The organism is Methanothermobacter sp. THM-1 (assembly GCF_009914355.1).
Classification (GTDB): Archaea; Methanobacteriota; Methanobacteria; order Methanobacteriales; family Methanothermobacteraceae; genus Methanothermobacter; species Methanothermobacter wolfei.
On the sequence record NZ_CP044013.1, the window covers coordinates 1597212 to 1616891 of the forward strand.

Annotated in this window: 24 protein-coding genes, 1 tRNA gene and 1 pseudogene; 13 read left to right on the forward strand and 13 right to left on the reverse strand. The window is 50.5% G+C overall.

The window, feature by feature from the left end:
* Positions 1–53: 53 nt before the first annotated feature.
* Together dapF and lysA are read right to left on the reverse strand one after the other, a co-directional pair.
* A complete protein-coding gene (gene dapF, locus FZP57_RS08485) occupies positions 54–914 on the reverse strand; it encodes a diaminopimelate epimerase (protein WP_370518351.1) in 861 nt (286 codons plus the stop codon).
* A 14-nt stretch (positions 915–928) separates the two neighbouring features.
* Entirely contained in the window at positions 929–2215 is a 1287-nt protein-coding gene (lysA, locus tag FZP57_RS08490; protein ID WP_191216244.1) for a diaminopimelate decarboxylase, read from the reverse strand.
* Between the two features lie 74 nt (positions 2216–2289).
* Between lysA and FZP57_RS08495 the strand changes: the two genes are divergently transcribed.
* On the forward strand, positions 2290–2685 hold the full coding sequence (locus tag FZP57_RS08495) for an NUDIX domain-containing protein (RefSeq protein WP_191216245.1): 396 nt from the start codon (positions 2290–2292) through the stop codon (positions 2683–2685).
* Here FZP57_RS08495 and FZP57_RS08500 read toward each other — a convergent pair.
* Positions 2682–3853, reverse strand: a pseudogene (locus FZP57_RS08500) (acetylornithine transaminase). The gene FZP57_RS08495 and the pseudogene FZP57_RS08500 sit on opposite strands and share 4 nt — an antisense overlap.
* A 79-nt stretch (positions 3854–3932) precedes the next feature.
* On the opposite strand from FZP57_RS08500, the gene FZP57_RS08505 reads away from it, so the two are divergent.
* On the forward strand, positions 3933–4358 hold the full coding sequence (locus tag FZP57_RS08505) for a peptidylprolyl isomerase (RefSeq protein WP_191216246.1): 426 nt from the start codon (positions 3933–3935) through the stop codon (positions 4356–4358).
* A 96-nt stretch (positions 4359–4454) separates the two neighbouring features.
* On the opposite strand, the gene FZP57_RS08510 is transcribed toward FZP57_RS08505, so the two are convergent.
* The 4 genes from FZP57_RS08510 to hisF all read right to left on the reverse strand — a co-directional run bounded on the left by FZP57_RS08510 (position 4455) and on the right by hisF (position 7427).
* Entirely contained in the window at positions 4455–4964 is a 510-nt protein-coding gene (locus tag FZP57_RS08510) for a GAF domain-containing protein (protein WP_074359569.1), read from the reverse strand.
* Between the two features lie 147 nt (positions 4965–5111).
* Positions 5112–5615 (reverse strand): hypothetical protein, encoded by a 504-nt coding sequence (locus FZP57_RS08515; RefSeq protein ID WP_191216247.1) that lies wholly within the window; start codon positions 5613–5615, stop codon positions 5112–5114.
* Between the two features lie 40 nt (positions 5616–5655).
* Positions 5656–6606: a DNA glycosylase gene (locus FZP57_RS08520; RefSeq protein WP_074359571.1), complete on the reverse strand. Its 951-nt coding sequence runs from the start codon at positions 6604–6606 to the stop codon at positions 5656–5658.
* Positions 6603–7427: an imidazole glycerol phosphate synthase subunit HisF gene (gene hisF / locus FZP57_RS08525; protein WP_074359833.1), complete on the reverse strand. Its 825-nt coding sequence runs from the start codon at positions 7425–7427 to the stop codon at positions 6603–6605. The genes FZP57_RS08520 and hisF overlap by 4 nt, the downstream gene beginning before the upstream one ends.
* Positions 7428–7712: 285 nt before the next feature.
* Here hisF and FZP57_RS08530 point away from each other — a divergent pair.
* A tRNA-Arg gene (locus tag FZP57_RS08530) sits at positions 7713–7788 on the forward strand.
* 159 nt (positions 7789–7947) lie between these two features.
* On the opposite strand, the gene FZP57_RS08535 is transcribed toward FZP57_RS08530, so the two are convergent.
* From FZP57_RS08535 to FZP57_RS08545, 3 genes are all read right to left on the reverse strand, one after another.
* Positions 7948–8280 carry a cupin domain-containing protein gene (locus FZP57_RS08535; protein WP_074359572.1) on the reverse strand — a complete coding sequence of 111 codons (333 nt, stop codon included), beginning with the start codon at positions 8278–8280 and terminating at the stop codon, positions 7948–7950.
* Positions 8281–8395: 115 nt separating this feature from the next.
* A complete protein-coding gene (locus tag FZP57_RS08540; RefSeq protein ID WP_074359573.1) occupies positions 8396–8911 on the reverse strand; it encodes an FmdE family protein in 516 nt (171 codons plus the stop codon).
* 45 nt (positions 8912–8956) lie between these two features.
* Complete coding sequence (locus FZP57_RS08545) at positions 8957–10735, reverse strand: helicase C-terminal domain-containing protein (protein WP_191216248.1); 1779 nt, start codon at positions 10733–10735, stop codon at positions 8957–8959.
* A 98-nt stretch (positions 10736–10833) separates the two neighbouring features.
* Between FZP57_RS08545 and cobI the strand changes: the two genes are divergently transcribed.
* On the forward strand, positions 10834–11529 hold the full coding sequence (cobI, locus tag FZP57_RS08550) for a precorrin-2 C(20)-methyltransferase (protein ID WP_074359575.1): 696 nt from the start codon (positions 10834–10836) through the stop codon (positions 11527–11529).
* A 22-nt stretch (positions 11530–11551) separates the two neighbouring features.
* On the opposite strand, the gene FZP57_RS08555 is transcribed toward cobI, so the two are convergent.
* Positions 11552–12307: a V4R domain-containing protein gene (locus tag FZP57_RS08555; RefSeq protein WP_191216249.1), complete on the reverse strand. Its 756-nt coding sequence runs from the start codon at positions 12305–12307 to the stop codon at positions 11552–11554.
* A gap of 123 nt (positions 12308–12430) precedes the next feature.
* Here FZP57_RS08555 and FZP57_RS08560 point away from each other — a divergent pair, with 123 nt between their 5' ends.
* From FZP57_RS08560 to FZP57_RS08570, 3 genes are read left to right on the forward strand one after another with little or no spacing between them, the layout of a single operon-like run.
* Positions 12431–13648 carry an FprA family A-type flavoprotein gene (locus FZP57_RS08560; RefSeq protein WP_191216250.1) on the forward strand — a complete coding sequence of 406 codons (1218 nt, stop codon included), beginning with the start codon at positions 12431–12433 and terminating at the stop codon, positions 13646–13648.
* Between the two features lie 4 nt (positions 13649–13652).
* Entirely contained in the window at positions 13653–14066 is a 414-nt protein-coding gene (locus FZP57_RS08565; protein ID WP_074359578.1) for a ferritin family protein, read from the forward strand.
* 2 nt (positions 14067–14068) lie between these two features.
* Positions 14069–14614 (forward strand): rubredoxin, encoded by a 546-nt coding sequence (locus tag FZP57_RS08570; RefSeq protein ID WP_238337904.1) that lies wholly within the window; start codon positions 14069–14071, stop codon positions 14612–14614.
* On the opposite strand, the gene FZP57_RS08575 is transcribed toward FZP57_RS08570, so the two are convergent.
* Together FZP57_RS08575 and FZP57_RS08580 are read right to left on the reverse strand one after the other, a co-directional pair.
* Positions 14594–15355 (reverse strand): hypothetical protein, encoded by a 762-nt coding sequence (locus FZP57_RS08575; protein WP_191216251.1) that lies wholly within the window; start codon positions 15353–15355, stop codon positions 14594–14596. The two genes, FZP57_RS08570 and FZP57_RS08575, sit on opposite strands and share 21 nt — an antisense overlap.
* 3 nt (positions 15356–15358) lie before the next feature.
* The gene (locus FZP57_RS08580) at positions 15359–16711 is read right to left on the reverse strand and encodes an FAD-dependent oxidoreductase (protein WP_191216252.1); all 1353 of its coding nucleotides are present in this window, start codon (positions 16709–16711) and stop codon (positions 15359–15361) included.
* A gap of 136 nt (positions 16712–16847) precedes the next feature.
* Here FZP57_RS08580 and FZP57_RS08585 point away from each other — a divergent pair, with 136 nt between their 5' ends.
* Genes FZP57_RS08585 through tusB form a run of 6 tightly spaced genes read left to right on the forward strand, consistent with a single transcriptional unit; the run spans position 16848 to position 19599 of the window.
* Positions 16848–17231, forward strand: coding sequence for an arsenate reductase ArsC (locus FZP57_RS08585; RefSeq protein ID WP_191216253.1), 384 nt, complete (start codon positions 16848–16850; stop codon positions 17229–17231).
* Positions 17232–17240: 9 nt separating this feature from the next.
* The gene (locus tag FZP57_RS08590) at positions 17241–17888 is read left to right on the forward strand and encodes a DUF166 domain-containing protein (protein ID WP_191216254.1); all 648 of its coding nucleotides are present in this window, start codon (positions 17241–17243) and stop codon (positions 17886–17888) included.
* A gap of 55 nt (positions 17889–17943) precedes the next feature.
* Positions 17944–18309 (forward strand): DsrE/DsrF/TusD sulfur relay family protein, encoded by a 366-nt coding sequence (locus FZP57_RS08595; protein WP_191216255.1) that lies wholly within the window; start codon positions 17944–17946, stop codon positions 18307–18309.
* 1 nt (position 18310) lies between these two features.
* Entirely contained in the window at positions 18311–18667 is a 357-nt protein-coding gene (locus FZP57_RS08600; protein WP_191216256.1) for a DsrE family protein, read from the forward strand.
* Positions 18668–18682: 15 nt separating this feature from the next.
* The gene (locus FZP57_RS08605) at positions 18683–19276 is read left to right on the forward strand and encodes a (Fe-S)-binding protein (RefSeq protein WP_238338027.1); all 594 of its coding nucleotides are present in this window, start codon (positions 18683–18685) and stop codon (positions 19274–19276) included.
* Positions 19276–19599, forward strand: a complete 324-nt coding sequence (gene tusB, locus FZP57_RS08610; RefSeq protein ID WP_191216258.1) for a sulfurtransferase complex subunit TusB — start codon at positions 19276–19278, stop codon at positions 19597–19599. Before FZP57_RS08605 ends, tusB begins: the two co-directional genes overlap by 1 nt.
* Positions 19600–19680 lie beyond the last annotated feature (81 nt).

Genomic DNA, 19680 nt, shown 5'->3' on the forward strand with positions numbered 1-19680 from the left:
CTGGAACTCCCTTGAGTAGATGGTCCCCATAACCGTCTGCAGAACATTGATCCTTAGGGGTCCCTTATGAGTATCCCGTCAAAGACCATGACGGCATCCCCCTCCATGTATGCGCCGAGGTCAGGGCCCTCCTGGTAGACATCAATCTTCAGTTCACCTCCTGGGAGGTGTACAAGGACGCTGTCATCGAGTTTTTCAAGTTTAACCCCTGCAATTACAGAGGCCGTTGCACCTGTACCGCATGCCATGGTAGGACCAGCACCCCTCTCCCAGGTTACCATGACGATTTCAGAGGGACTTACGATCTCCACGAAGTGCACGTTTATCCTTTCAGGGAACAGGGGATGGTTCTCTATGGCGGGTCCCAGCCTCTGGAGGTCCACGGCGCTGGCATCATCAACAAATATGACGGCGTGGGGGTTCCCCACACTCAATGCAGTCAGCTTTATATCCTCGCCCTCAACAGGCAGGAACCTGTCTATGAACTCGCACTCACCCACGTCCATGGGTATCTCATCGGTCTTGAAGGTTGCTTTCCCCATGTCAACCCTTGCAGAGACCACCCTTTCATCTTCAACTTCAAGTTCAACCGTTTTCATCCCTGCAAGTGTCTCAACGTTGAGCCGGTCCTTGCGGACCACCGCATTTTCATATACGAACTTTGAGAAGCACCTTATACCGTTACCGCACATCTCTGCCTCGCTTCCATCGGAGTTGAATATCCTGAACCTTATATCCCCATCATGGATGGGTGGCTGGACAAAGATAACCCCATCGGCACCAACAGAGAATCCCCTCCTGCATACCTCTGCAACGAATTCTGGTTTCTTATCTTCAGGTATGCATTCCTGGGTGCTCTCATCTATAACCACGTAGTCGTTCCCGAGGCCGTGCATCTTTGAGAAGAGTATCATCCTTGACAAGCCAATCACCTCTTAAGGAGCCTTGGAGGAACAGTCTGCTTTGAAAGCAGGTCCGCGAAGGTCTCCCTCTCCCTTACAACCTCTGACTCACCGTCCCTCACAAGGACCTCTGCTGGTCTTGGACGGGAATTGTACTGGGATGCCATTGAGAATGCATATGCACCCGCGTTCATAACGACAAGCACATCACCCTCATGGATTTCAGGGAGCTTCCTGTCCCTTACAAAGAGGTCGCCTGACTCGCATACATTTCCTGCTATGTCAATCTCCTCCACTGCTTCATCGAGGGGTCTGTCAGCCACGAGTATGTGGTGGTAGGAGCCATACATGGCTGGCCTCAGGAGCGTGTTGAACCCTGCATCAACACCCGCGAATCTCCTGTAGCTCTCCTTCACGGTGTTCACCCTTGTAAGGAGGTATGATGCGTCACCAACAATGTATCTTCCAGGCTCCAGGCACATAACAGGCTTTCCAAGGCCGTACTCAGAGAGTTTCTTCCTGAAGAGGCCTGTTATCCTTGAGGCGAATTCCTCAATATCAAGGGGTTCTTCTTCAGGCCTGTAGGGTATTCCCAGGCCTCCTCCAAAGTCTATGAAATCAAATTCAACCCCTGACTCCTCGGAAACCCTGCCGGCTATGTCCATGAGGGATTCGACCGCCAGCATGAAGGGTTCGGGGTCAAGGATACCCGAACCTATATGGGCGTGTATACCCACAGGTTCAAAGCCCATGTCCACTGCAAGGCTGTAGACCTCAGCCGCTTCACTCTCCATGATACCGAACTTGCTCATCTCTCCCCCTGTGATGCAGTGCTCATGGTGACCTGCCCCAACAAGGGGGTTGACCCTGAAGGATATCCTGAGGCCCTCAGGTGCTATCTCTGCCAGCCTCCTGAGCTGTGACCTTGAATCAACGTTGATCATCACACCAGCATCAACTGCAAACCTTAGTTCGCTGTCAGTTACATTGTTACCTGTGTAGAGGATTCTTTCAGGTTCAAAGCCTGCCATCAGTGATGTGTAGATCTCACCGGGAGATACGGCGTCAATTCCGCTTCCCTCCTCCTCAAGTATCCTCATGACGGCCAGGCCTGTGTTGGCCTTGCATGCATAGAATATCTGGAACCTTGAATATCTCTCTGAGAAGGCCCTGTAGAGTCTCCTGTAGTTATCCCTTATCCTCATCTCATCAATCACATAGAGGGGTGTGCCATACCTATCCGCAAGGTCGACGGCGTCCGCACCGCCAATTGTAAGATGTCCCTTATCATTAACATCAATATCAGGAAACATTATAATGATCCTCCAAGAAGTTTACACTAAATCTTTTATCGACATGATAATATAAGTTGTTGGGGTGCTGGAATATGAAGCCATTCATTGCAGTTACAAGGGCCCTCATAGTAGGGGAAGATGGTGTTCTGGTGGTTAAAAGGTCAGATGATTCGCACACAAACCCTTCCCTCTGGGAACTCCCGGGTGGTAAGGTGAGGGCAAATGAGACCCTTGATGAAGCCCTTGTAAGGGAGGTCCATGAGGAGACGGGCCTCAGGATCAGGCCCGGGCATGTGGTGGGTGCTGTTGAACAGGTCTTCCCCCATAAGGTATCTGTGAACATCATATTCACCGTTGATGTCCTTGGGGGTGGGGTTAGAATAAGCAGTGAACACGAGGACTGGTGCTGGTACACCTCGGGTCCCCTCAGGTTTTCACCCTGGCTTGAGGAATTCAAAAAAATGAGGCCGGAGCTCTTCAAGCCCTAGAGCCCGGATATAACGTTTGCAAGTATGTCAACTGCGGCGTCTATCTCTTCCTTCTTTATGACCAGTGGCGGTACAAGGCGTACGACCCTCTCTGCTGTGCAGTTAACCAGGAGCCCCATCTCCCTTGCCCCATCTACAACCCCTGCGCAGCCGGTGTTGAGTTCAATTCCTATCATGAGGCCGAGGCCCCGGATCTCCCTGACAGCATCATGCCCCCGAGGGTCTGTCTGAGTTTCTCCATGAAGTACGCTCCCAGTTCAGCAGCCCTTTCAGGGAGTTTCTCATCCATCAGGACCTCTATGGTGGCGGTTGCGGCTGCGCAGCCGAGTGGGTTTCCTCCGAAGGTTGAACCATGGTCCCCTGGTTTGAAGGCTGATGCCACATCCTCATTTGCAAGTACCGCGCCTATAGGGTAACCTCCACCCATCCCCTTGGCCACGGTTGTGATGTCAGGCTGCAGGTTGAAGAGTTCTGAGGCGAACATTGCCCCGGTCCTTCCAAAGCCTGTCTGAACCTCATCAAGGATGAACAGCACATCATTCTGCCTTGCAAGTTCCTGGACGTCCCTCAGGTAGCCTGGGGGTGGTACTATGACCCCTCCTTCACCCTGTACCGGTTCAAGCATTATGGCTGCTGTGTCATCTCCTATGGCATCTGCCATTGCGGCTATGTCCCCGTAGGGGACATGCTTGAAGCCTTCAGGGAGTGGTTTGAATGGTTCACTGTATTTTTTCTGTCCTGTTGCTGTTACAGTGGCAAGTGTCCTTCCATGGAATGAATTCTCTGCTGTTATGATCTCAGATTTTCCTGTGAACTTCCTTGCAAGTTTTATGGCTCCCTCATTTGCCTCGGCCCCGCTGTTTGCAAAGAAAACCCTGTCGTGTGGTGAAATTGCTGTGAGGAGCCTTGCAAGTTCAACCTGCTCCCCTGTGTAGTAGATGTTGGATGAGTGGATGAGCCTCTGTGCCTGGTGGCAGATTGCAAGGGCCACCTTGGGGTGCGCATGTCCCACATTGTTGACCGCAACACCGGCGAAGCAGTCAATGTATGATTTACCCTCAACGTCCCATACGGTTGCCCCCTTGCCATGGGAAAGGACCAGTGGCTGCCTTGTGTATGTCTGCATGATAAATTTCTTTTCAAGTTCAATTATTTCATTGGGATCCATGATATCACCAAATTTATAAATAATACTCCCCTATTAATGTTGAGCCTAAATAGATAATAAAGATTTTTCTGGTGAAAGCATGAAAAGGGCAGTTATAGAAACTGTGAAGGGTGAAATTGAACTGGTACTCTTTGATGAGGACGCCCCAAATACCGTCAGTAACTTTGAGAAACTGGCCAACACGGGATTCTATGATGGTCTGACCTTCCACAGGGTCATACCTGACTTTGTGATCCAGGGGGGATGCCCCTTCGGAGATGGGACCGGCGGCCCCGGTTATACGATAAAGTGCGAGATAAACCCCAACAGGCATGTTAAGGGTGCCCTCTCAATGGCCCATGCAGGGAGGGATACCGGGGGCAGCCAGTTCTTCATAACACTATCACCCCAGCCACACCTCGACGGGGTCCACACGGTCTTCGGTAAGGTTGTTGAGGGTATGGATGTTGTTGAATCAATAGAAGTGGGGGACAGGATGCTGAGGGTCAGGGTTTATGATGAATAGGTCCTGCAGGGGCTCCGCCCCCCTCTGGATGCCATCATGATGGATAAGCCCCGTATCCCTGAATCAGAGTCCGGATAGGAAATGGCCACATGGATCCTACCTTAGGGGTATCTCACCCCCATAGAATCTTCTTAAAACGGTGGCATAGGCCTTGCCGATTTCCTCTGCAAGTCTGAGGTGCTTCTCGGTATAGTTCTCCTCAGGGTTTCCAAGGACTATCTGGCCAAGTATCCCATCAGAGTCCTTAACAGCCACAGATAGGAACTGGGATACCATTTCATGCCCCTCTGGTATGCCGTGGGCTGCCGGGTGACCTGCAGGGTTGTTTGTGAAGAAGGATTCCCCGGTATCAAGGGAGTATCCCAGGAGGCCCCCGTAGATTCCGCTTTTAGGGAGCTTAAACCTTGCCTCGCCGATACTCTCATAGTGGTCGCAGTAGGGTGTGAGGTGGGAGAACTTTATCCCTACACTGTCCCCGTTTTCAGGATCCACGTAGGCCACGTAGCAGTATTCACTCCCGGTTATCCTCCTTATTTCATCAAAAACAATCTCGGCAGCCTCATAGACAGATGAAGCAGATTCTATTTTCCTTTTAACATCCTCCATCTAATTCCTCCTGTTCAATAACCCCATATCGCTCCAGCCCATTTGGATGGTGTGGATAAATATGCTGAACCGTTCGTTGGGTTCAATAACCCACATATCCCTCCAGCCCATTTCCAGTGATTAAGGTCTTATATTCCTTCAATAACTCTAGATCCTTCCAATGCCCCTGATGTAATCATGGAGGGGGTGGTTGCTTCCAATCCTGTCAAGTACCTTCCCCTCAACAGCATGGAGGGGGTGTCTTCCATCATCGGTGATGGCATAGACGCCATCAAGCCCCCTCAGGATATGTATATCCGATCCAATAATAATAAGGTCGCCTGAAACAAGTCCGACCGGTCTCCCTACAATGAGATACTCATCATTGATCTTAAGTATGCGGAGCTCCCTCCTTAATTTCCTCTCCCTCATCCTTGTCTTCACCCTGTCAAGGGCCTCCTCTCCAAGACTTTCACTGATGAATGATGAAACCTCATCCTCAAGGGCATCCCTGAGCCGGACCCATGCATCCAGTTCCCTGCACCCTGTAATGGACCTTACAGTCCTTTGGGGACACTTCCAGCAGTATCTATCATTCAATGCCCTCTGAAGGTCCCTGAATGATTTCCTTGCGCTTCTTCTGAATTCATCGGTTATATCCCTGACCCCCATAATACACCCCTCGCATCATCAAAGAAGAGGAGATTAACCCTCAGCCCCCCTTAAGCTTTTCAAGTAGGCCTGATCTTCTGGCATGGTTGAAGAGGTAAAGCTGCACGTACCCTGCCATTTCACCGAACCTGCTCCATGCGAATTCCCTCAGTTCACCATCCCTGAAGTTCCTCTCAGGGTAGATGTAATTCATTATCCTCCTCACCCATACATCAACAGGGAAGGCCTCTGTCTTCCTGAATCCATAGAGCAGTATGCAGTCAGCGACCTTGGGGCCGACTCCTGGCAGCTCCAGGAGGAGTTCAAGGGCCTCATGGTAATCCATACCCCACACCTCATTCACATCAATCTCCTCGGCAAGGATCCTTGATGTTTCCCTGATGTAGGGTGCCCGGTAGCCAACGCCACAGGCCCTGAGGTTGTTGAAGGCGAAGTCCTCTGGGAGATCATCCTCGGCCCTCTGAAGTTCCTCAAGGGAGTCCTCCTCAACGGCTGCAAGGACTTCTGGGGATGGGAAACCATGGAAGGTCTCTGATGATACCCTGAAAGCAGGGCCCCACATCCGCCTTATGTCCATTATGGATCGTGTCCACCGGAGCACTGAGCAGTTCTGGGATGCTATGGATGATATGATGCACTCAAAGGGGTCCTTTGCAAGGAAGAGCCTCAGACCCCTTGAAGATTCTATGGATTCTGAGAGACCCATATCATCCAAAAAACTGTAAAAGTCTTCAAGGTCAAATTTAAGGTCGAATATGTACTCTATCCTCTTTTTAAGGTCATTCCTGTTGACCCTGAGGTACGGTCTTACCTCCAGGACACGCCCCCTCTGTCTAACCGCAACCGGGCATGGCCTTCCCCTGACCATTAACAGCTCCCTGAACTCCCCTCCCACCTCATGCCATGGCGGCTGTGAGGTCTGACCGCTCTTCTGGGTCATTTCAAGGTCAAATTCCCCTGCAGGGAGTTCTATGACGTTTTCAATATTCATATGCGAACTGGAACCCCCATTGACCTGAGGTACTCCTTCACGACCGGCACAGGGTACTCGTTGAAGTGGAATATGCTGGCTGCAAGGGCGGCGTCTGCCATTCCATCCGTGAATGCCTCATAGATGTGTTCGGGTCTTCCAACTCCACCAGATGCGATTACAGGTATGTCAAGGTTCTGGCTCATGGTCCTTGTGAGGGGAATATCGTATCCCTCCTTTGTACCGTCACGGTCCATGGATGTGAGGAGGATCTCACCGGCACCCCTCTCCTGGCACTCCATGGCCCAGTTTATGGCGTCTATCCCTGTGAATTCCCTGCCCCCGTATATGCTGCACTCATACCAGCAGTATCCATCATCAACCTCGATGATGAATCTTTCATCCGATTCCCGTGGACTGTCAATGTACCTCCTCTTGGCGTCTATTGCAACCACGCATGCCTGTGATCCCACGAGTTCTGATGCCTCGTTTATGAGGTCCGGGTTTTTGATGGCTGCTGTGTTGGTTGAACACTTATCCGCGCCTGCCTTCAGCATCTTCACATAGTCCTCGGGTTTCCTTATACCTCCACCGACACATATGGGTACGAAGACGTTCTCTGTTGTGGCCTCTATCACATGGGTCATGGTCTCCCTCCTCTCATGGGAGGCTGTTATGTCAAGGAAGACTATCTCATCGGCGCCATCCTCATAGTAGCGGGTTGCAAGTTCAACAGGGTCCCCGGCGTACCTTATCTGTTTGAACTCAACACCCTTGACCACCCTCCCATTGGGCACCTGGAGGTCACAGTCAAGGCATGGTATTATTCTCTTTGCAAGCATTTCAATCATTTCCTCCTTATATTCAGTTATAGCCTGTCATCTAAAGTAAGTTGTGCCTGGAGTTGGACCAATGAATACGGACCTGAGGGTGCTTCCTCCATGGGGAGCCACCATCGGTAACTGCAGAAGATCTTCTCAAAAATTACCTCAAAGCACTCCTACTGCCCTTTATAATCAAAGATACCCCAAGAAGCCACCGTTCATACTATACTGAGCTGAGGTGTGGGGATGGTGAAGGTATATAAATGATTAGTTCAAATATAGAAACCGTTACCCATTTTTTAGGGGCCCGTAGTCTAGCCTGGAATATGACGTGGGACTTCGGATCCCAAGGTCGGGGGTTCAAATCCCCCCGGGTCCGTTATCGTTATGAATCACCATACTATTTTTAAAAGCTAATTCCACAGATCTGAAATGAAAATTTACAGTCCTGTGGCGTGAGAAGCACTGTATGCTCACTTAAGGCTGTAAAATATTCCCTGAAGATCCGTAGGACTTATACTGAGTTACCGGGACTGTTTCATTGATCCTGGACCTGGAGTTCCTCATCTTCCTGGCGCCATGGTGGAGAGACCATGCAGAGGAAGCTCAGATCGGATTCCCCGGTGTTCCTTATATACTGGGTGGAGGATGCCGGTATGTATATGATGTCCCCGGGCTTAACCTTCCTGGACTCATCCCCGATATGCATTTCACCCCCACCCTCGAGGATGTAGTAGACCTCAACGGATTTCCTTAACCTGTGGGGTAGTGAGGACTCCCCTGGTTTGAGTGCCGCATGGGCCACGCTGAAACCCATTTCAAGGTCCTCCCTGTGGGGATGTAAGAATTCACAGATTAAGGTGCCATCCATGGCCCTGGAATACTGCAGTCATCAAGATTTCTGATAAACAGGACCCTTCCCCCCGATTTTTTTGACCGGATGAATGCCGCTCCCTGCGGTGACGGTAAATCTGTTCTCTCCTGTATTATCTGTTGAAGCATGGTATGCAGACTATCCTGCCGTTCCTGACCCTTGCACGGTGCTCTGAAACCGGTTCACCGCACTCGGCGCATATGACCGATCCATAGATCCTTGCCTCATCAGGCAGCTTCTCTGAAACATCCCTGACATCAAAGAGTTCATAGGGGTCCATCTCAAGTATCCTTTCTGTCATCTCGGATCTCTCAGTAACCCCGGATTCCTTCATGAGCTGATCAAGGGGTTTTTTAAGTGCTATCCGTATCCCATCACCACTTTTTCTGTTGAAGAATGTGTAAACGTGTTTGCCATGGTCCCTGAATATGAGGTTACCCTTACCAAAGGTGCACCCTGTCATGCACTGGACAGCGTCCACGCTGCAGCTGTCATTCTCGACTATGGCAACTATCTCCTCATCCTCTGACCTTCCGAACCTTTCAGCCACGATCTTGCCCACCATGTATCCGAGGGCCGTCCCGGGACATGAATGGCCATGGAATGCGATGATTTCATCATAATCCATACTATCACCTTCAGAACACTGAATCATTATAATTATTGGGAGTTCCTACTCATTAACTATTGCTTCCTTGAAGAACTCGGGTAAAAGAGACCTGTAGAGGGGGCTTCTGAATATCATCTCAATATTGCCATCAAGGATGTAGGTGTAGCATGAGTCGTCATGGGCCCTCATTCCACGCCCGTATGCCTGCATGAGGGTCATGATGGTCTTGTAGGCGTACCACCTCTGATCCGTCCTCTGCCTCAGGTTAACCTGCCTATCCCCAAGGTAGGGGAATGGGATCTTGTAGATTACCTGGAAGCGGCACTTGTCATAGGGGAGGTCAACACCCTCACTCATGGATGGGCTCACAAGTACCAGGGGCTCGGGGGTCTCCTCAAAGTACCTGAGGACCGCCTCCCTGTTGGATGCCCTGTGGTCAATCAGCCTCCTGTTATGGATGTTCTCCATTATGAACCTCTGGCAGCGGTAGTTGTGTGTATGTATGAGGCCCTTATCATTCCTGTGCCTTTCAAGGATCCTGTTCAGTATGGGTATGGTCTCCGGTGCAGTCTGTTTTATCCTGTTACGGGACATCTTCCCGGCGATCTTGAGCTCTATGGGCCTCCTTGAGGCGGGGAATGGGCTGTCAACCTTCACAAAGTATGCTTCCCTTGGGTCTATCCCGAGCCACTGGCAGAAGAGCCTCTCGTTGAGTATTGTGGCGCTCATGAAGAGGCATGATTCAGAGTAGGAGAAGAGCCTTTCAGGGGCGTACTTGTGGACCCTCAGGGGTTTGAATGAAACTGAATCATCATCTGAATCAACAACCCAGTTTTTAGGTTCATCTTCAAGGCTCATCTTGAGTTCTGAGAGCCTCTTTATGGTCCTCTTTATCCTGTCCCTCTTCCTCCTTGGCATGGAGTCCAGTTCAAGGTCGCTGTAGTGGTCCATTATGGCTTCAACTTGGAGCACCCACTCTGAAGGGTCATCCTCCTTCAGCATTGATGGGGGGATCTTCTTTTTGATGTCCTTGCTGAGCCTCCTGTTTGACAGTGTTACCTCCAGCCTCTTCATGAGTTTGTCCTCAATGTTATGGGCCTCGTCCAGTATCATGAGGTTTCTCCTGTCAAAGTGGCCTACGTAGTTGAGCTCAAGGAAGGCGTAGTCATAGTTCATCAGTGTTATGGGGCTGTTTATGGCTTCAGCCTTCTGTTCCCAGTAGTTGCAGTGTTCCGGTCCCTTGAAGTAGACCCTGTTCCCATAGGAATCCTGGAATGCCTCCTCACCAAGGAGTGTTTCTCCCCTCACAACACCGTAGGGACAGTGGAAGCTGTCTGATGAGCTTACAGTCTGGCATGTCCCCATATCACAGGATGATTCAAGGTCCTCGTTCTTGCAGAGGAAGTTTCCGCGGCCCTTAACAACAGGGAAGCCGAACTCCCTTGCGTACTGGTCCTGGAGCTGTTTCGTCATTGTCAGGATGTAGGCTGGCTGGTATATCCCTGCAAGGGTGCATGCTATGGCTGATTTCCCTGTCCCTGTCCCGGCCTCAAGGACCACGTATCTGTAGCCGTCCTCAAGGGCCTGGTAGATGTCATTTATGATATCAAGCTGCCCTGGCCTTGGCTGTGGGAATGGAAAGTTCTCAATGATCTCTGAGGGTATGTGGGGGTGTCTCTTCCTGATGTCATCCCTGAGGGTCTCCCCGATTCCCTTCCGGGTTTCCATTTCTTCTTCACTGCCTCCCATTAATTTCCTGAATATTGAGAGGCGTCCCCTGCCCCTGCATGTGCAGCTGTCCCTCATCATCCCGCAGTCCGGGCAGAAAAGTGGATTCTCCATGGGTCTATTTAAGGGTGATGGACTATATAAGTTTAGAGAGTGTGTCTGTGAAAAGTGATAGGAGATGTACAGGCTTATAATCGTTTACAGGTGTTCTGATGAGTGGAAGGCTTATAGGTGTGGGTGTTGGTCCAGGGGACAGTGAACTTTTAACCCTTAAGGCCGTCAGGATCCTTAAATCTGTGCCCGTGGTCTGCGCGCCCCGTTCATCATCCGAGAGGGAGAGCATAGCACTCTCCATTGTGAGGGAAGTCCTTGATGAGAGGAAGGATGAGTACAGGGTTATTGACCCTGTTTTCCCCATGACCGATGATCGGGATGAGCTTGAAAGGCACTGGGACGAGGCCGCTGACCTTGTATCCGCGGAGCTTGGCGCAGGGAGGGATGTTGCATTCATAACCCTTGGCGACCCATCAATTTACAGTACCTTCAGTTATCTGCAGAGGAGAATAACTGAGAGGGGATTCGAAACCCTTATGGTCCCAGGGGTTACATCCTTCACTGCATGCGCTGCGAGTGCAGGGACAGCCCTCGTTGAGGGCGATGAGATCCTTGTGGTGGTCCCCAGGATAGATGAAAGGTTTGAGAGGATAGTTGAAGACGTGGATGCATGTGTTATCATGAAGACCTCCCGTCACGGCGTTAAGGTAAGGGAGGTCATGGATTCTGACCCCAGGAGCAAGGATGTTGTATCGGTGGCTAACTGCGGCATGGATGATGAGGTGATTGAGAGGGGCTTCATCTCTGGAGGCCGGTACCTTGCAACCACCCTTGTGAGGTTCAGGGGCCAGTGATAACTTAAGGGGGAGGCTGGAGTTAGTCCTTCCTCACTATCCTGAATGAGCATCTCTCATCTCCACGTGCATAGCACTCTGTTTCATCAACAATTACATCTGAATTGAAGTACCTCCTGAATACGGCTTCTATTATGCCAGAGTCAAGGGAGCATGCGGATTCACCGATATCCGGGAGGAGGCCGCATTCAAAGCAGTCGTACGCCCTCAGTACGGGGGGGTCTGTTCCTTCAACCTCCAGTCTTCCGAGGTGGTTGATCTCCCAGAACCTTTTAAGGTTATCAAGGAGTTCTCCAGGTTCATCCGCTTCTATCATGGGGTATATGACCTCACCGATCCTCAGGCCTGTTTCATGGAGGATGGGGTCCAGGTTTATACCCTCCTTTATGAGTTCAACCCGCAGGACATGGAACATCAGCCTGAAGAATTCGAAGGGGTCCCCCCTTGATGTGAGGTGTTCTGCAAGGAACTCTGTTTTCTCCTCATCCAGGTCTCCCGGGGGTTTTCTTGTTAGTTTGCCCAGGTACCTTGAGTTGAGTTTGAATACCTTTTTTCTCCTGTCCCTGGGGTCGGTTCTTTCAAGGATGAGCCCCGCCCTCCTGAGGTCTGTGAGGTGCTTTGAGACCGTTGACTTTGATTTTCCTGTAAGTTTAACTATCTCCTGGAAGTCCCGCTGGCCCTTCCTGAGCTCTGAGAGTATGATGGATTTAACCGGACTTTCAATTACATCGATACCTTCCCTGGTCGAGAATATTGTGAACTGCCTCTTTCCTGCCATCGGTGTATGGTATGTTGGACAATCTATATAATTGTTTGATGGGTGTGGAACAGAAAAAATTAAATACTTGTTCGTAGAGTATAGTATATTCGTTGATATACAAACTAAATATCTGGTGATAAAATGAAGGCAGTTTCAGAGAAGATAGCTGACGGAGTATACTGGGTAGGGGTCCTTGACTGGGACCTCAGAAACTACCATGGCTACACCCTCCAGGGGACAACCTACAACGCCTACCTCATATTCGGGGATGAGAGGGTGGCCCTCATAGACAACTCATACCCCGGGACCTTCCAGGAACTGATGGCGAGGATAGAGGACGCCTTCAGGAGAGAAAACAGGGATGTGGAGATAGACGTAATAGTTCAGAACCATGTTGAAAGGGACCACAGCGGCACCCTCCCCGAGCTCCACAGGAGGTTCCCGGATGCGCCCATCTACTGCACAGAAATCGCTGTTAAGGGCCTCCTGAAACACTACCCCACCCTTGAGGGTGCGGAGTTCAGGACGGTCAGGACAGGTGACACCCTGGAACTCGGGGGTAAAACACTGGCATTCCTTGAGGCCTTCCTCCTCCACTGGCCAGACAGCATGTTCACCTTCCTTGCAGAGGACGGCATCCTCTTCCCCAATGATGCCTTCGGACAGCACCTCTGCTACCCCAGGAGACTTGACACAGATATACCTGAACACGTCCTGATGGATGCTGCCAGAAAGTTCTATGCAAACCTCATAACACCACTATCAAAGCTTGTCCTCAGGAAATTCGATGAAGTAAAGGAACTGGGACTCCTTGAGAAGATAAGGATGATTGCACCATCCCATGGACAGATCTGGACGGATCCCATGAAGGTGATCGGAGCATACACAGACTGGGCCACAGGGAAAATGCCTGAAAAGGTAACCATAATCTACGATACCATGCACCATTCAACAGGGAAGATGGCCCATGCCATCGCCGAGGGCGTTATGAGCACCGGGGTTGATGTGAGGGTCTACTACCTCCACGAGGATGAAAGGAGCGAGATAGTCAAGGACATACTTGAAAGCCGGGCGGTGGCCCTTGGAGCCCCGGCAATATACGATGAACCATACCCCAGTGTGGGGGACCTCCTGATGTACCTCAGGGGCCTTAAGTTCAACAGGACCGGTGAAAGGAAGGCCCTGGTATTCGGATCAATGGGTGGTAATGGAGGAGCCACAGAAACCATGAAAGAACTCCTGACAGAGGCCGGCTTCAGTGTCGTGGACGAATGCGAGATCTACTATGTACCCTATGGTGATGAACTGGAAGCATGCTTCGAGGCCGGAAGAAGACTTGCTGAAATGATAAAGGGGTGATGGAATGAATGAACACAGGATAGGCGTATCCAGAAAAACAGGGATTGAGGAGGTGGTTGAAGCAAACTTCAGGGGTGAATGCGCAGAGGTCGGCATGTACCTTGCAATGGCAAGGCAGGCCCAGCGGGAGGGACTCCCTGAAGTTGCAGAGGTACTTAAAACCATTGCAATGGAAGAGGCTGAACATGCAGCCCATTTCGCAGAGATGAACGGGATAATAGATGAAGATCTGAGGAAAAACCTTGAGATGATGCTTGAGGGTGAGAAAGCAGCCAGCAGGGAAAAACAGGAAGCCGCAGGGAAGGCCAGGGACTGTGACATTGACCAGGCACATGACTTCTTTGATGAAAGTTCAAGGGACGAAGCAAGGCATGCAATGATGCTTAAGGGACTCCTTGAAAGGTACTTCAGGGGATAACAGTGTACAGATGCCAGATATGCCATTACACCGTGCCTGATGAAAGGTTCGGGATGCTATCCGATGACTGGGTCTGTCCACGCTGCGGTGTTTCGAGGGATGAGTTCATCCATGAATCAGAGGCGCCGGGGGAGGATGCTGCCCGGCCAGAGATTATCCTCATCCCCATGATCAGAGCCCTTACGGTCGGTCTGTGGAAGGTCCTGGGGAATGGCTCCCAGGCAGTTACAAGGGATATAGGAAGGGAGCTGGCCAGGAATGTTGAAACTGACCCGGAGGACCCCCTGGGGTCTGTGGCCAGGTTCTTCCTTGACAACGGCCTGGCGGGTTCAGTTGAGGCCAGGGAAAACGTCCTTGAGGTGAAGAACTGCATGTTCTATGGCCTCTGCAGTGGCCTTGAAGATGACGGTGTCCTCATATCCACCTGTCCCTATACAAACACCGCCGCCGTGGTCCTTGAAGAGGTGAATGGATCAAGGTACAAGATAAAAAAACTGCCGGGTGAATACGGTCATGTCATAGAACTATCAGCGGTCTCTAAAAAATGATTCAGCATAGGGTGGTTCTGATTCCACAGCCCCGATTATTTTTTCTGCACCCTCACCCTCCACAAGGAGGTACACCGAGCCCTCTGCACCGCAGACTCCGCCGGCTGCCACAGGATGTGCCTCTGCTCCTGTAAGGAGCCTGATGGCATTAACCTCTGTGAAGACCTCACCAGGGATGGGCAGCATCCGGGGCCCCTCCGCATCAGGTGAATTGAGCTTCAGTGCGATTTCATCAAGGTCACCCGGCACCATCTTCTCAAGGCCCACCGGTATTATGAGGCGGGTTCTGCGCCCCACAACCGCCTGGAGTGCCGAGAGTATGGTTCCTCCTGCAGGATGACCTATGTAGACCGCCGCCCTTCCTGAACTGAAGTCGAGGGCGTTGGCCCCCTTCAACACCAAGTCGCCCCTTCCAAGTTCATCCGCAACATCAAATATTGTAAGGCCCCTCTGCCATTCACCGTCACGTATCACCACATCCCCCGGGAACTCGCTGCCGGTACGGCCCATTTCGTTCCTTTCAATCCAGGGGGGCACAGTTATACCCCTGTGGAAGCCCTCGCGACTGAATCCCTCCTCTCCGATCTGCCTGAGGACCTCCTCTGCAATGTAGCCATTGGTTGTGCCGGCTATTATGACAAGCATTCCCTTCTTAAGGGATCTCCTGATGGCGGGGTGATGGGCCATCCCCACAGCAATGAGCCTCTTACCGGCTGCGGGTGTGATGAGGAACTGTTTCATTTTTCACTCAGCCTTTTTATTGTTGACCCTTTTGAGTTTTTCGCATGCATCCTCGGCTGCGAGGATTATGGGGTCTATCACCATTGAAACCGGTGGTGCGTAGGAGAACTCTGTCTCGGCGAGTTCAGCGCACGTCATTCCCTGTGAGATGGCAAGGGACATTGTATCTATCCTCTCAGCAACCCTCTCCTTGGCAACTATCTGGCAGCCTATGATCCTGCCGTTGAGGTCGCATATCATCTTCACGTCTATCCTCTCTGCACCGGGGTAGTACCTGGCCTTCGTAAGGGCCCTTTTTTTACCTGAAACCACCTTTATTCCGTTCTGGAGTGCTGTCACCTCTGTAAGTCCAACTGAACCGAATTCAAGTTCACCTATCTTTGAGACCATTGCATTCAGCACCGGTCTGAACACGGCATCCATACCTGCTATGTTCTTTGCAGCCACCTTGGCCTGTCTCACGGCCGCCGAACCCAGGGGTGACTGGGTTCTGAAGCCGGTTATTGCATCGTGGACCTCTACACAGTCCCCCACAGCATAGATGTCAGGGACGCTTGTCTGCATTCTTTCGTTTACCCTGACGGCCCACTGTCCTGTCTCACAGCCGGCCATCTCTGCAAGTTTCTTCTCTGGCCTTACACCCGTTGCAAGGATGACCATGTCTGCATCGATGCACTCATCACCTAAAAGAACCTTTTCAACTCTTTCATCGCCCACTATCCTTTCAATGGCCTTTCCAAGTACAACCCTTATTCCCTTCTCCTCAAGGTACTCCTGGACTATTGCAGCCATATCCGGGTCAAGGGATCTTGGCACTATCTGGGGCAGCATCTCTATTACAGTGACCTCCAGACCCATTTTAAGTAATCCATAGGCTATCTCCAGACCTATTAACCCGGCGCCTACTATGACTGCTTTTTTACTCTTTGATGCCCATTCCGTTATTCTTTTTCCATCTGTTAGGCTTCTTATGGTGAAGACGCCTTCAAGGTCAACCCCTTCAACAGGGGGTATGAAGGGGGACCCTCCTGTTGCGATTACAAGGACATCGTAGGGTATCTCACCAGTCTCTTCACCCCTCCTGTAGGTTACGGTCTTCTTTTCAGGGAATACCCCTTCAACCTCGGTTTCTGTGAGGATCTTGATGTTGCGGTCCCTGTAGTCCTCGGGGGTGTGCATGATTATATCCTCAAAGGATTCGACCTCACCGCACATCACGTAGGGTATGGCGCATGGGGAGTATGCAACGTGCTTATCCCTTGTTATAACGGTTATGTCCGCGTCTTTATCATATTTCCTTATATTTGAAGCCGTTGAAAGTCCTCCGGCTCCGCCGCCTATTATAACAACTCTCATTTACCAATTTCTCCTCAGAGCTATCACTTTAGGTTCTGTTTTTCTTTTTATAAATATTCTGAGAGAAAAATATATTTATAGATTTGAATTTATTGATAGATACTGTGTATATAGAATTGTATGGGGATTATTTATCATGAAAAAGAGGGTTCTCTTCATATGTAAAAACAATTCAGGAAGGTCCCAGATGGCTGAAGGACTTCTGAGACACCTTTACGGTGACCGCTACGAAGCCTTCAGTGCCGGGAGCGATCCTAAGGAGATCAACCCCCTGACCGTTAGGGTTATGGAGGAGATGGGTGTTGATATGAGCGGGCATGAATCAAAGAGTATAATGAAATTCAGGGGAGAGGAATTTGACGTTGTGGTTACACTCTGCCAGGACACCTGCCCTGTCTTCATCGGGGGTAAAAGGTACGTCCACGCTGAGTTCCCTGACCCTGCAGGTTCAGGTATTGAAAGTTTCCGGAAGGTGCGAGATAAGATCTTGGAGTGGATAAAAAAGGAATTCAAACCATGAGGGTAGAAGATGGTACGTGTTGCTATAGTAACAGATGGGCCCTACGGTGAAAGGGCCTATGAAAACATAAAGGAAGAATTCGAAACATGCTTCATTGAGCTTGAAGCACCGCAAGGCATATTCGCAGATGAAATTGAAATCTCCCAGGATAAGCTCGGGGAGATTCGCTCTGCAGACATCGTCATAACCTACACGCTCCACCCTGACCTCACCCTTGAACTGGTTGAAAGGATCCATAGAGATGTTGACTGGATAATAGTGGGTGCCTGGAGGGGTGAGGGATTCAGAAAACAGTTAACTGGTTTTGGAAACGTCACGGCCCCTGATAACATGTGCGACCTTGAGGAGAACGGCACCCCATCCTTTGATGAATTTGCACGCAAATTTGGAAGGCCTGTCGTTGAAGTTGATGTTGAGGATGGAAAGGTGGGGGATGTGAGGGTCCTGAGGTGCTCCCCCTGCGGAGCAACCAGGTTCGTTGCAGAGGCCCTGAAGGGTGAAGGTGTTGAGGATCTGCCTGTGAAGGCTGGTCTCCGGGTTCAGCACTACCCCTGCAGGGCCCCCAAGATGAGGCTTTTCTCGGATGATGAGTGCAAGAAGGAGATGGCCGCAACCATGCACAGTGAAGCCTTTGAAAGGGCCCTCAGAAAGGGATAAATTGTCATTATTATTCATAATAAATTATTTATTTTAGAGCGACATAGATAGATCCATGGATAAAAAGATCCTCACACTTGTCATAACAGAGGGGCCCTACCGTCACCAGTATGCGGACATAGCATATGAGATGGCTGAAAGCGCCCTCAGAAAGGGGTACGGTGTTAAGATATTCCTTTACATGGACGGCACCCACATCCCGAAGCGTAACCAGGCCCCGCAGTCATTTCCCAACACCGCAGAACGCTTCAGAACCCTTCTAAAGGATGGAGCCGAGATCATTTCATGTATAAGGTGCTCAACCGCAAGGGGCCACACCTGTTCCGAAGACCCCTACATAAGGGGGGTTCAGATAAAAAGCGTGTATGAACTGGCAGAATGGATAAAGAAAAGCCATAAAGTCATAACACTGGGCTGTTAACATGAATTCAGCGCTGATAATAATTGACAGAGCACCCTATGGATGTGAAGATGCATTCAGCGGTCTTTACGTCGCCATAGCCTGTCTCAACAACTCCCTTGACTCAGACGTACTTCTCATAGAGGACGGGGTCTACGCTGCAGTGACCCATCAGATGCCAGGGGGCATAGGATACCCCAATGTTGAGGAACTCACATACCTCATCTTCCCTGAAGGAAGCATATTCGTACATGAGGAATCCCTTAAAGAGAGGGGTCTGGTGGAGGAGGATCTTGTTGAGGCTGCGGAGATCATAGATGATGAAGAACTATATGAAATACTCATGGCAAAGGATGATACCGCCATCCTGAAGATATGAGGTGTTAGCTTGGAGATGGAGGAGATCAAAAAGGAAATCATCCCTGATGGTGCTCTTGTCAGGGAGGTTACACTGAAACAGGTGAAGCCCTGCATTGCAAGTGAGGGGAAGATAAGGGTCCTTATGGAGCTTGACTCTGAAATCGGGAAGGTCATACCCCTCCTTGCAAACATGTACCCGCCGGGGGCCGTGAACTATGTGAAGAAGAAGAACATCCTGACCCTGACAATCTATGATAGATTAATCAGCCTCTACCCTTCAGGGAAGGTCAGCATGAACAAGAACCATGACGTTGAGGAGGCCTTTGAAATAATAAAAAGGGTCATGGAGAAGATAAACAGGGCCTACCTTGCCTATCAGGATGGTGCAAGGGCAAGGGACGTTGATAAAATCGGGCCCATGGACTTACACCAATGTCTTCCAGGAACCAACTGTGGTGAATGCGGAGAGTCGACCTGCATGGCCTTTACAATGAAACTCCTTAACGGTGAACAGGAACTTGACAGCTGCCAGCCGCTTAAGGAGCCCTGGATGCAGGAGAAGGTCCAGTGCCTGGAAAAAATCCTTGGTCAGCAGTTAATGGAGACCCTTGGCTGGAGCGGTTACTGATGGGATCCGTCGGCTTCATAGTTACAAAGAGCCCCTATGAACTGGGCTTCAGGACCTTCATTGACCTGGTAAGGATATGGGAAAAGGAAGACCTCCATGTATACCTCATATCCAACGGGGCCTATGCTGCCATGAAGAAAAACAGTTACTCCCACACCATAAGGAAAATATCCGGGACAGGCAGTGTATTTGCAAGGAAGGAAGATCTAATGGCAAGGGGTATAGTCCAGGATATGCTGATTGATGGTGTGGGAGTCATTGAAGGATTCGACCGGATTGTGGTTGATGTGATGGAAAACCTTGAAATGGTCTTCACAATCTAACTATCTTCCGGGTTTCCTTGCTCCCCTTATACCTCCACGTGAGAGCATATTATCACCTCCTGTAGATTCCATAGGGACTTT

What these genes read in the sequence shown, in the direction of transcription:
- FZP57_RS08560 (WP_191216250.1), top strand. Translation starts at nt 12,431, where the DNA reads ATGAAGGCAGTTTCAGAGAAGATAGCTGACGGAGTATACTGGGTAGGG.
- FZP57_RS08575 (WP_191216251.1), bottom strand. Translation starts at nt 15,355, where the DNA reads ATGAAACAGTTCCTCATCACACCCGCAGCCGGTAAGAGGCTCATTGCT.
- cobI (WP_074359575.1), top strand. Translation starts at nt 10,834, where the DNA reads ATGAGTGGAAGGCTTATAGGTGTGGGTGTTGGTCCAGGGGACAGTGAA.
- FZP57_RS08520 (WP_074359571.1), bottom strand. Translation starts at nt 6,606, where the DNA reads ATGAATATTGAAAACGTCATAGAACTCCCTGCAGGGGAATTTGACCTT.
- FZP57_RS08585 (WP_191216253.1), top strand. Translation starts at nt 16,848, where the DNA reads ATGAAAAAGAGGGTTCTCTTCATATGTAAAAACAATTCAGGAAGGTCC.
- FZP57_RS08545 (WP_191216248.1), bottom strand. Translation starts at nt 10,735, where the DNA reads ATGGAGAATCCACTTTTCTGCCCGGACTGCGGGATGATGAGGGACAGC.
- FZP57_RS08595 (WP_191216255.1), top strand. Translation starts at nt 17,944, where the DNA reads ATGGATAAAAAGATCCTCACACTTGTCATAACAGAGGGGCCCTACCGT.
- hisF (WP_074359833.1), bottom strand. Translation starts at nt 7,427, where the DNA reads ATGCTTGCAAAGAGAATAATACCATGCCTTGACTGTGACCTCCAGGTG.
- FZP57_RS08590 (WP_191216254.1), top strand. Translation starts at nt 17,241, where the DNA reads ATGGTACGTGTTGCTATAGTAACAGATGGGCCCTACGGTGAAAGGGCC.
- FZP57_RS08505 (WP_191216246.1), top strand. Translation starts at nt 3,933, where the DNA reads ATGAAAAGGGCAGTTATAGAAACTGTGAAGGGTGAAATTGAACTGGTA.
- tusB (WP_191216258.1), top strand. Translation starts at nt 19,276, where the DNA reads ATGGGATCCGTCGGCTTCATAGTTACAAAGAGCCCCTATGAACTGGGC.
- FZP57_RS08565 (WP_074359578.1), top strand. Translation starts at nt 13,653, where the DNA reads ATGAATGAACACAGGATAGGCGTATCCAGAAAAACAGGGATTGAGGAG.
- FZP57_RS08600 (WP_191216256.1), top strand. Translation starts at nt 18,311, where the DNA reads ATGAATTCAGCGCTGATAATAATTGACAGAGCACCCTATGGATGTGAA.
- FZP57_RS08535 (WP_074359572.1), bottom strand. Translation starts at nt 8,280, where the DNA reads ATGGATGGCACCTTAATCTGTGAATTCTTACATCCCCACAGGGAGGAC.
- FZP57_RS08605 (WP_238338027.1), top strand. Translation starts at nt 18,683, where the DNA reads ATGGAGGAGATCAAAAAGGAAATCATCCCTGATGGTGCTCTTGTCAGG.
- FZP57_RS08515 (WP_191216247.1), bottom strand. Translation starts at nt 5,615, where the DNA reads ATGGGGGTCAGGGATATAACCGATGAATTCAGAAGAAGCGCAAGGAAA.
- dapF (WP_370518351.1), bottom strand. Translation starts at nt 914, where the DNA reads ATGATACTCTTCTCAAAGATGCACGGCCTCGGGAACGACTACGTGGTT.
- FZP57_RS08510 (WP_074359569.1), bottom strand. Translation starts at nt 4,964, where the DNA reads ATGGAGGATGTTAAAAGGAAAATAGAATCTGCTTCATCTGTCTATGAG.
- FZP57_RS08580 (WP_191216252.1), bottom strand. Translation starts at nt 16,711, where the DNA reads ATGAGAGTTGTTATAATAGGCGGCGGAGCCGGAGGACTTTCAACGGCT.
- FZP57_RS08540 (WP_074359573.1), bottom strand. Translation starts at nt 8,911, where the DNA reads ATGGATTATGATGAAATCATCGCATTCCATGGCCATTCATGTCCCGGG.
- FZP57_RS08555 (WP_191216249.1), bottom strand. Translation starts at nt 12,307, where the DNA reads ATGGCAGGAAAGAGGCAGTTCACAATATTCTCGACCAGGGAAGGTATC.
- lysA (WP_191216244.1), bottom strand. Translation starts at nt 2,215, where the DNA reads ATGTTTCCTGATATTGATGTTAATGATAAGGGACATCTTACAATTGGC.
- FZP57_RS08495 (WP_191216245.1), top strand. Translation starts at nt 2,290, where the DNA reads ATGAAGCCATTCATTGCAGTTACAAGGGCCCTCATAGTAGGGGAAGAT.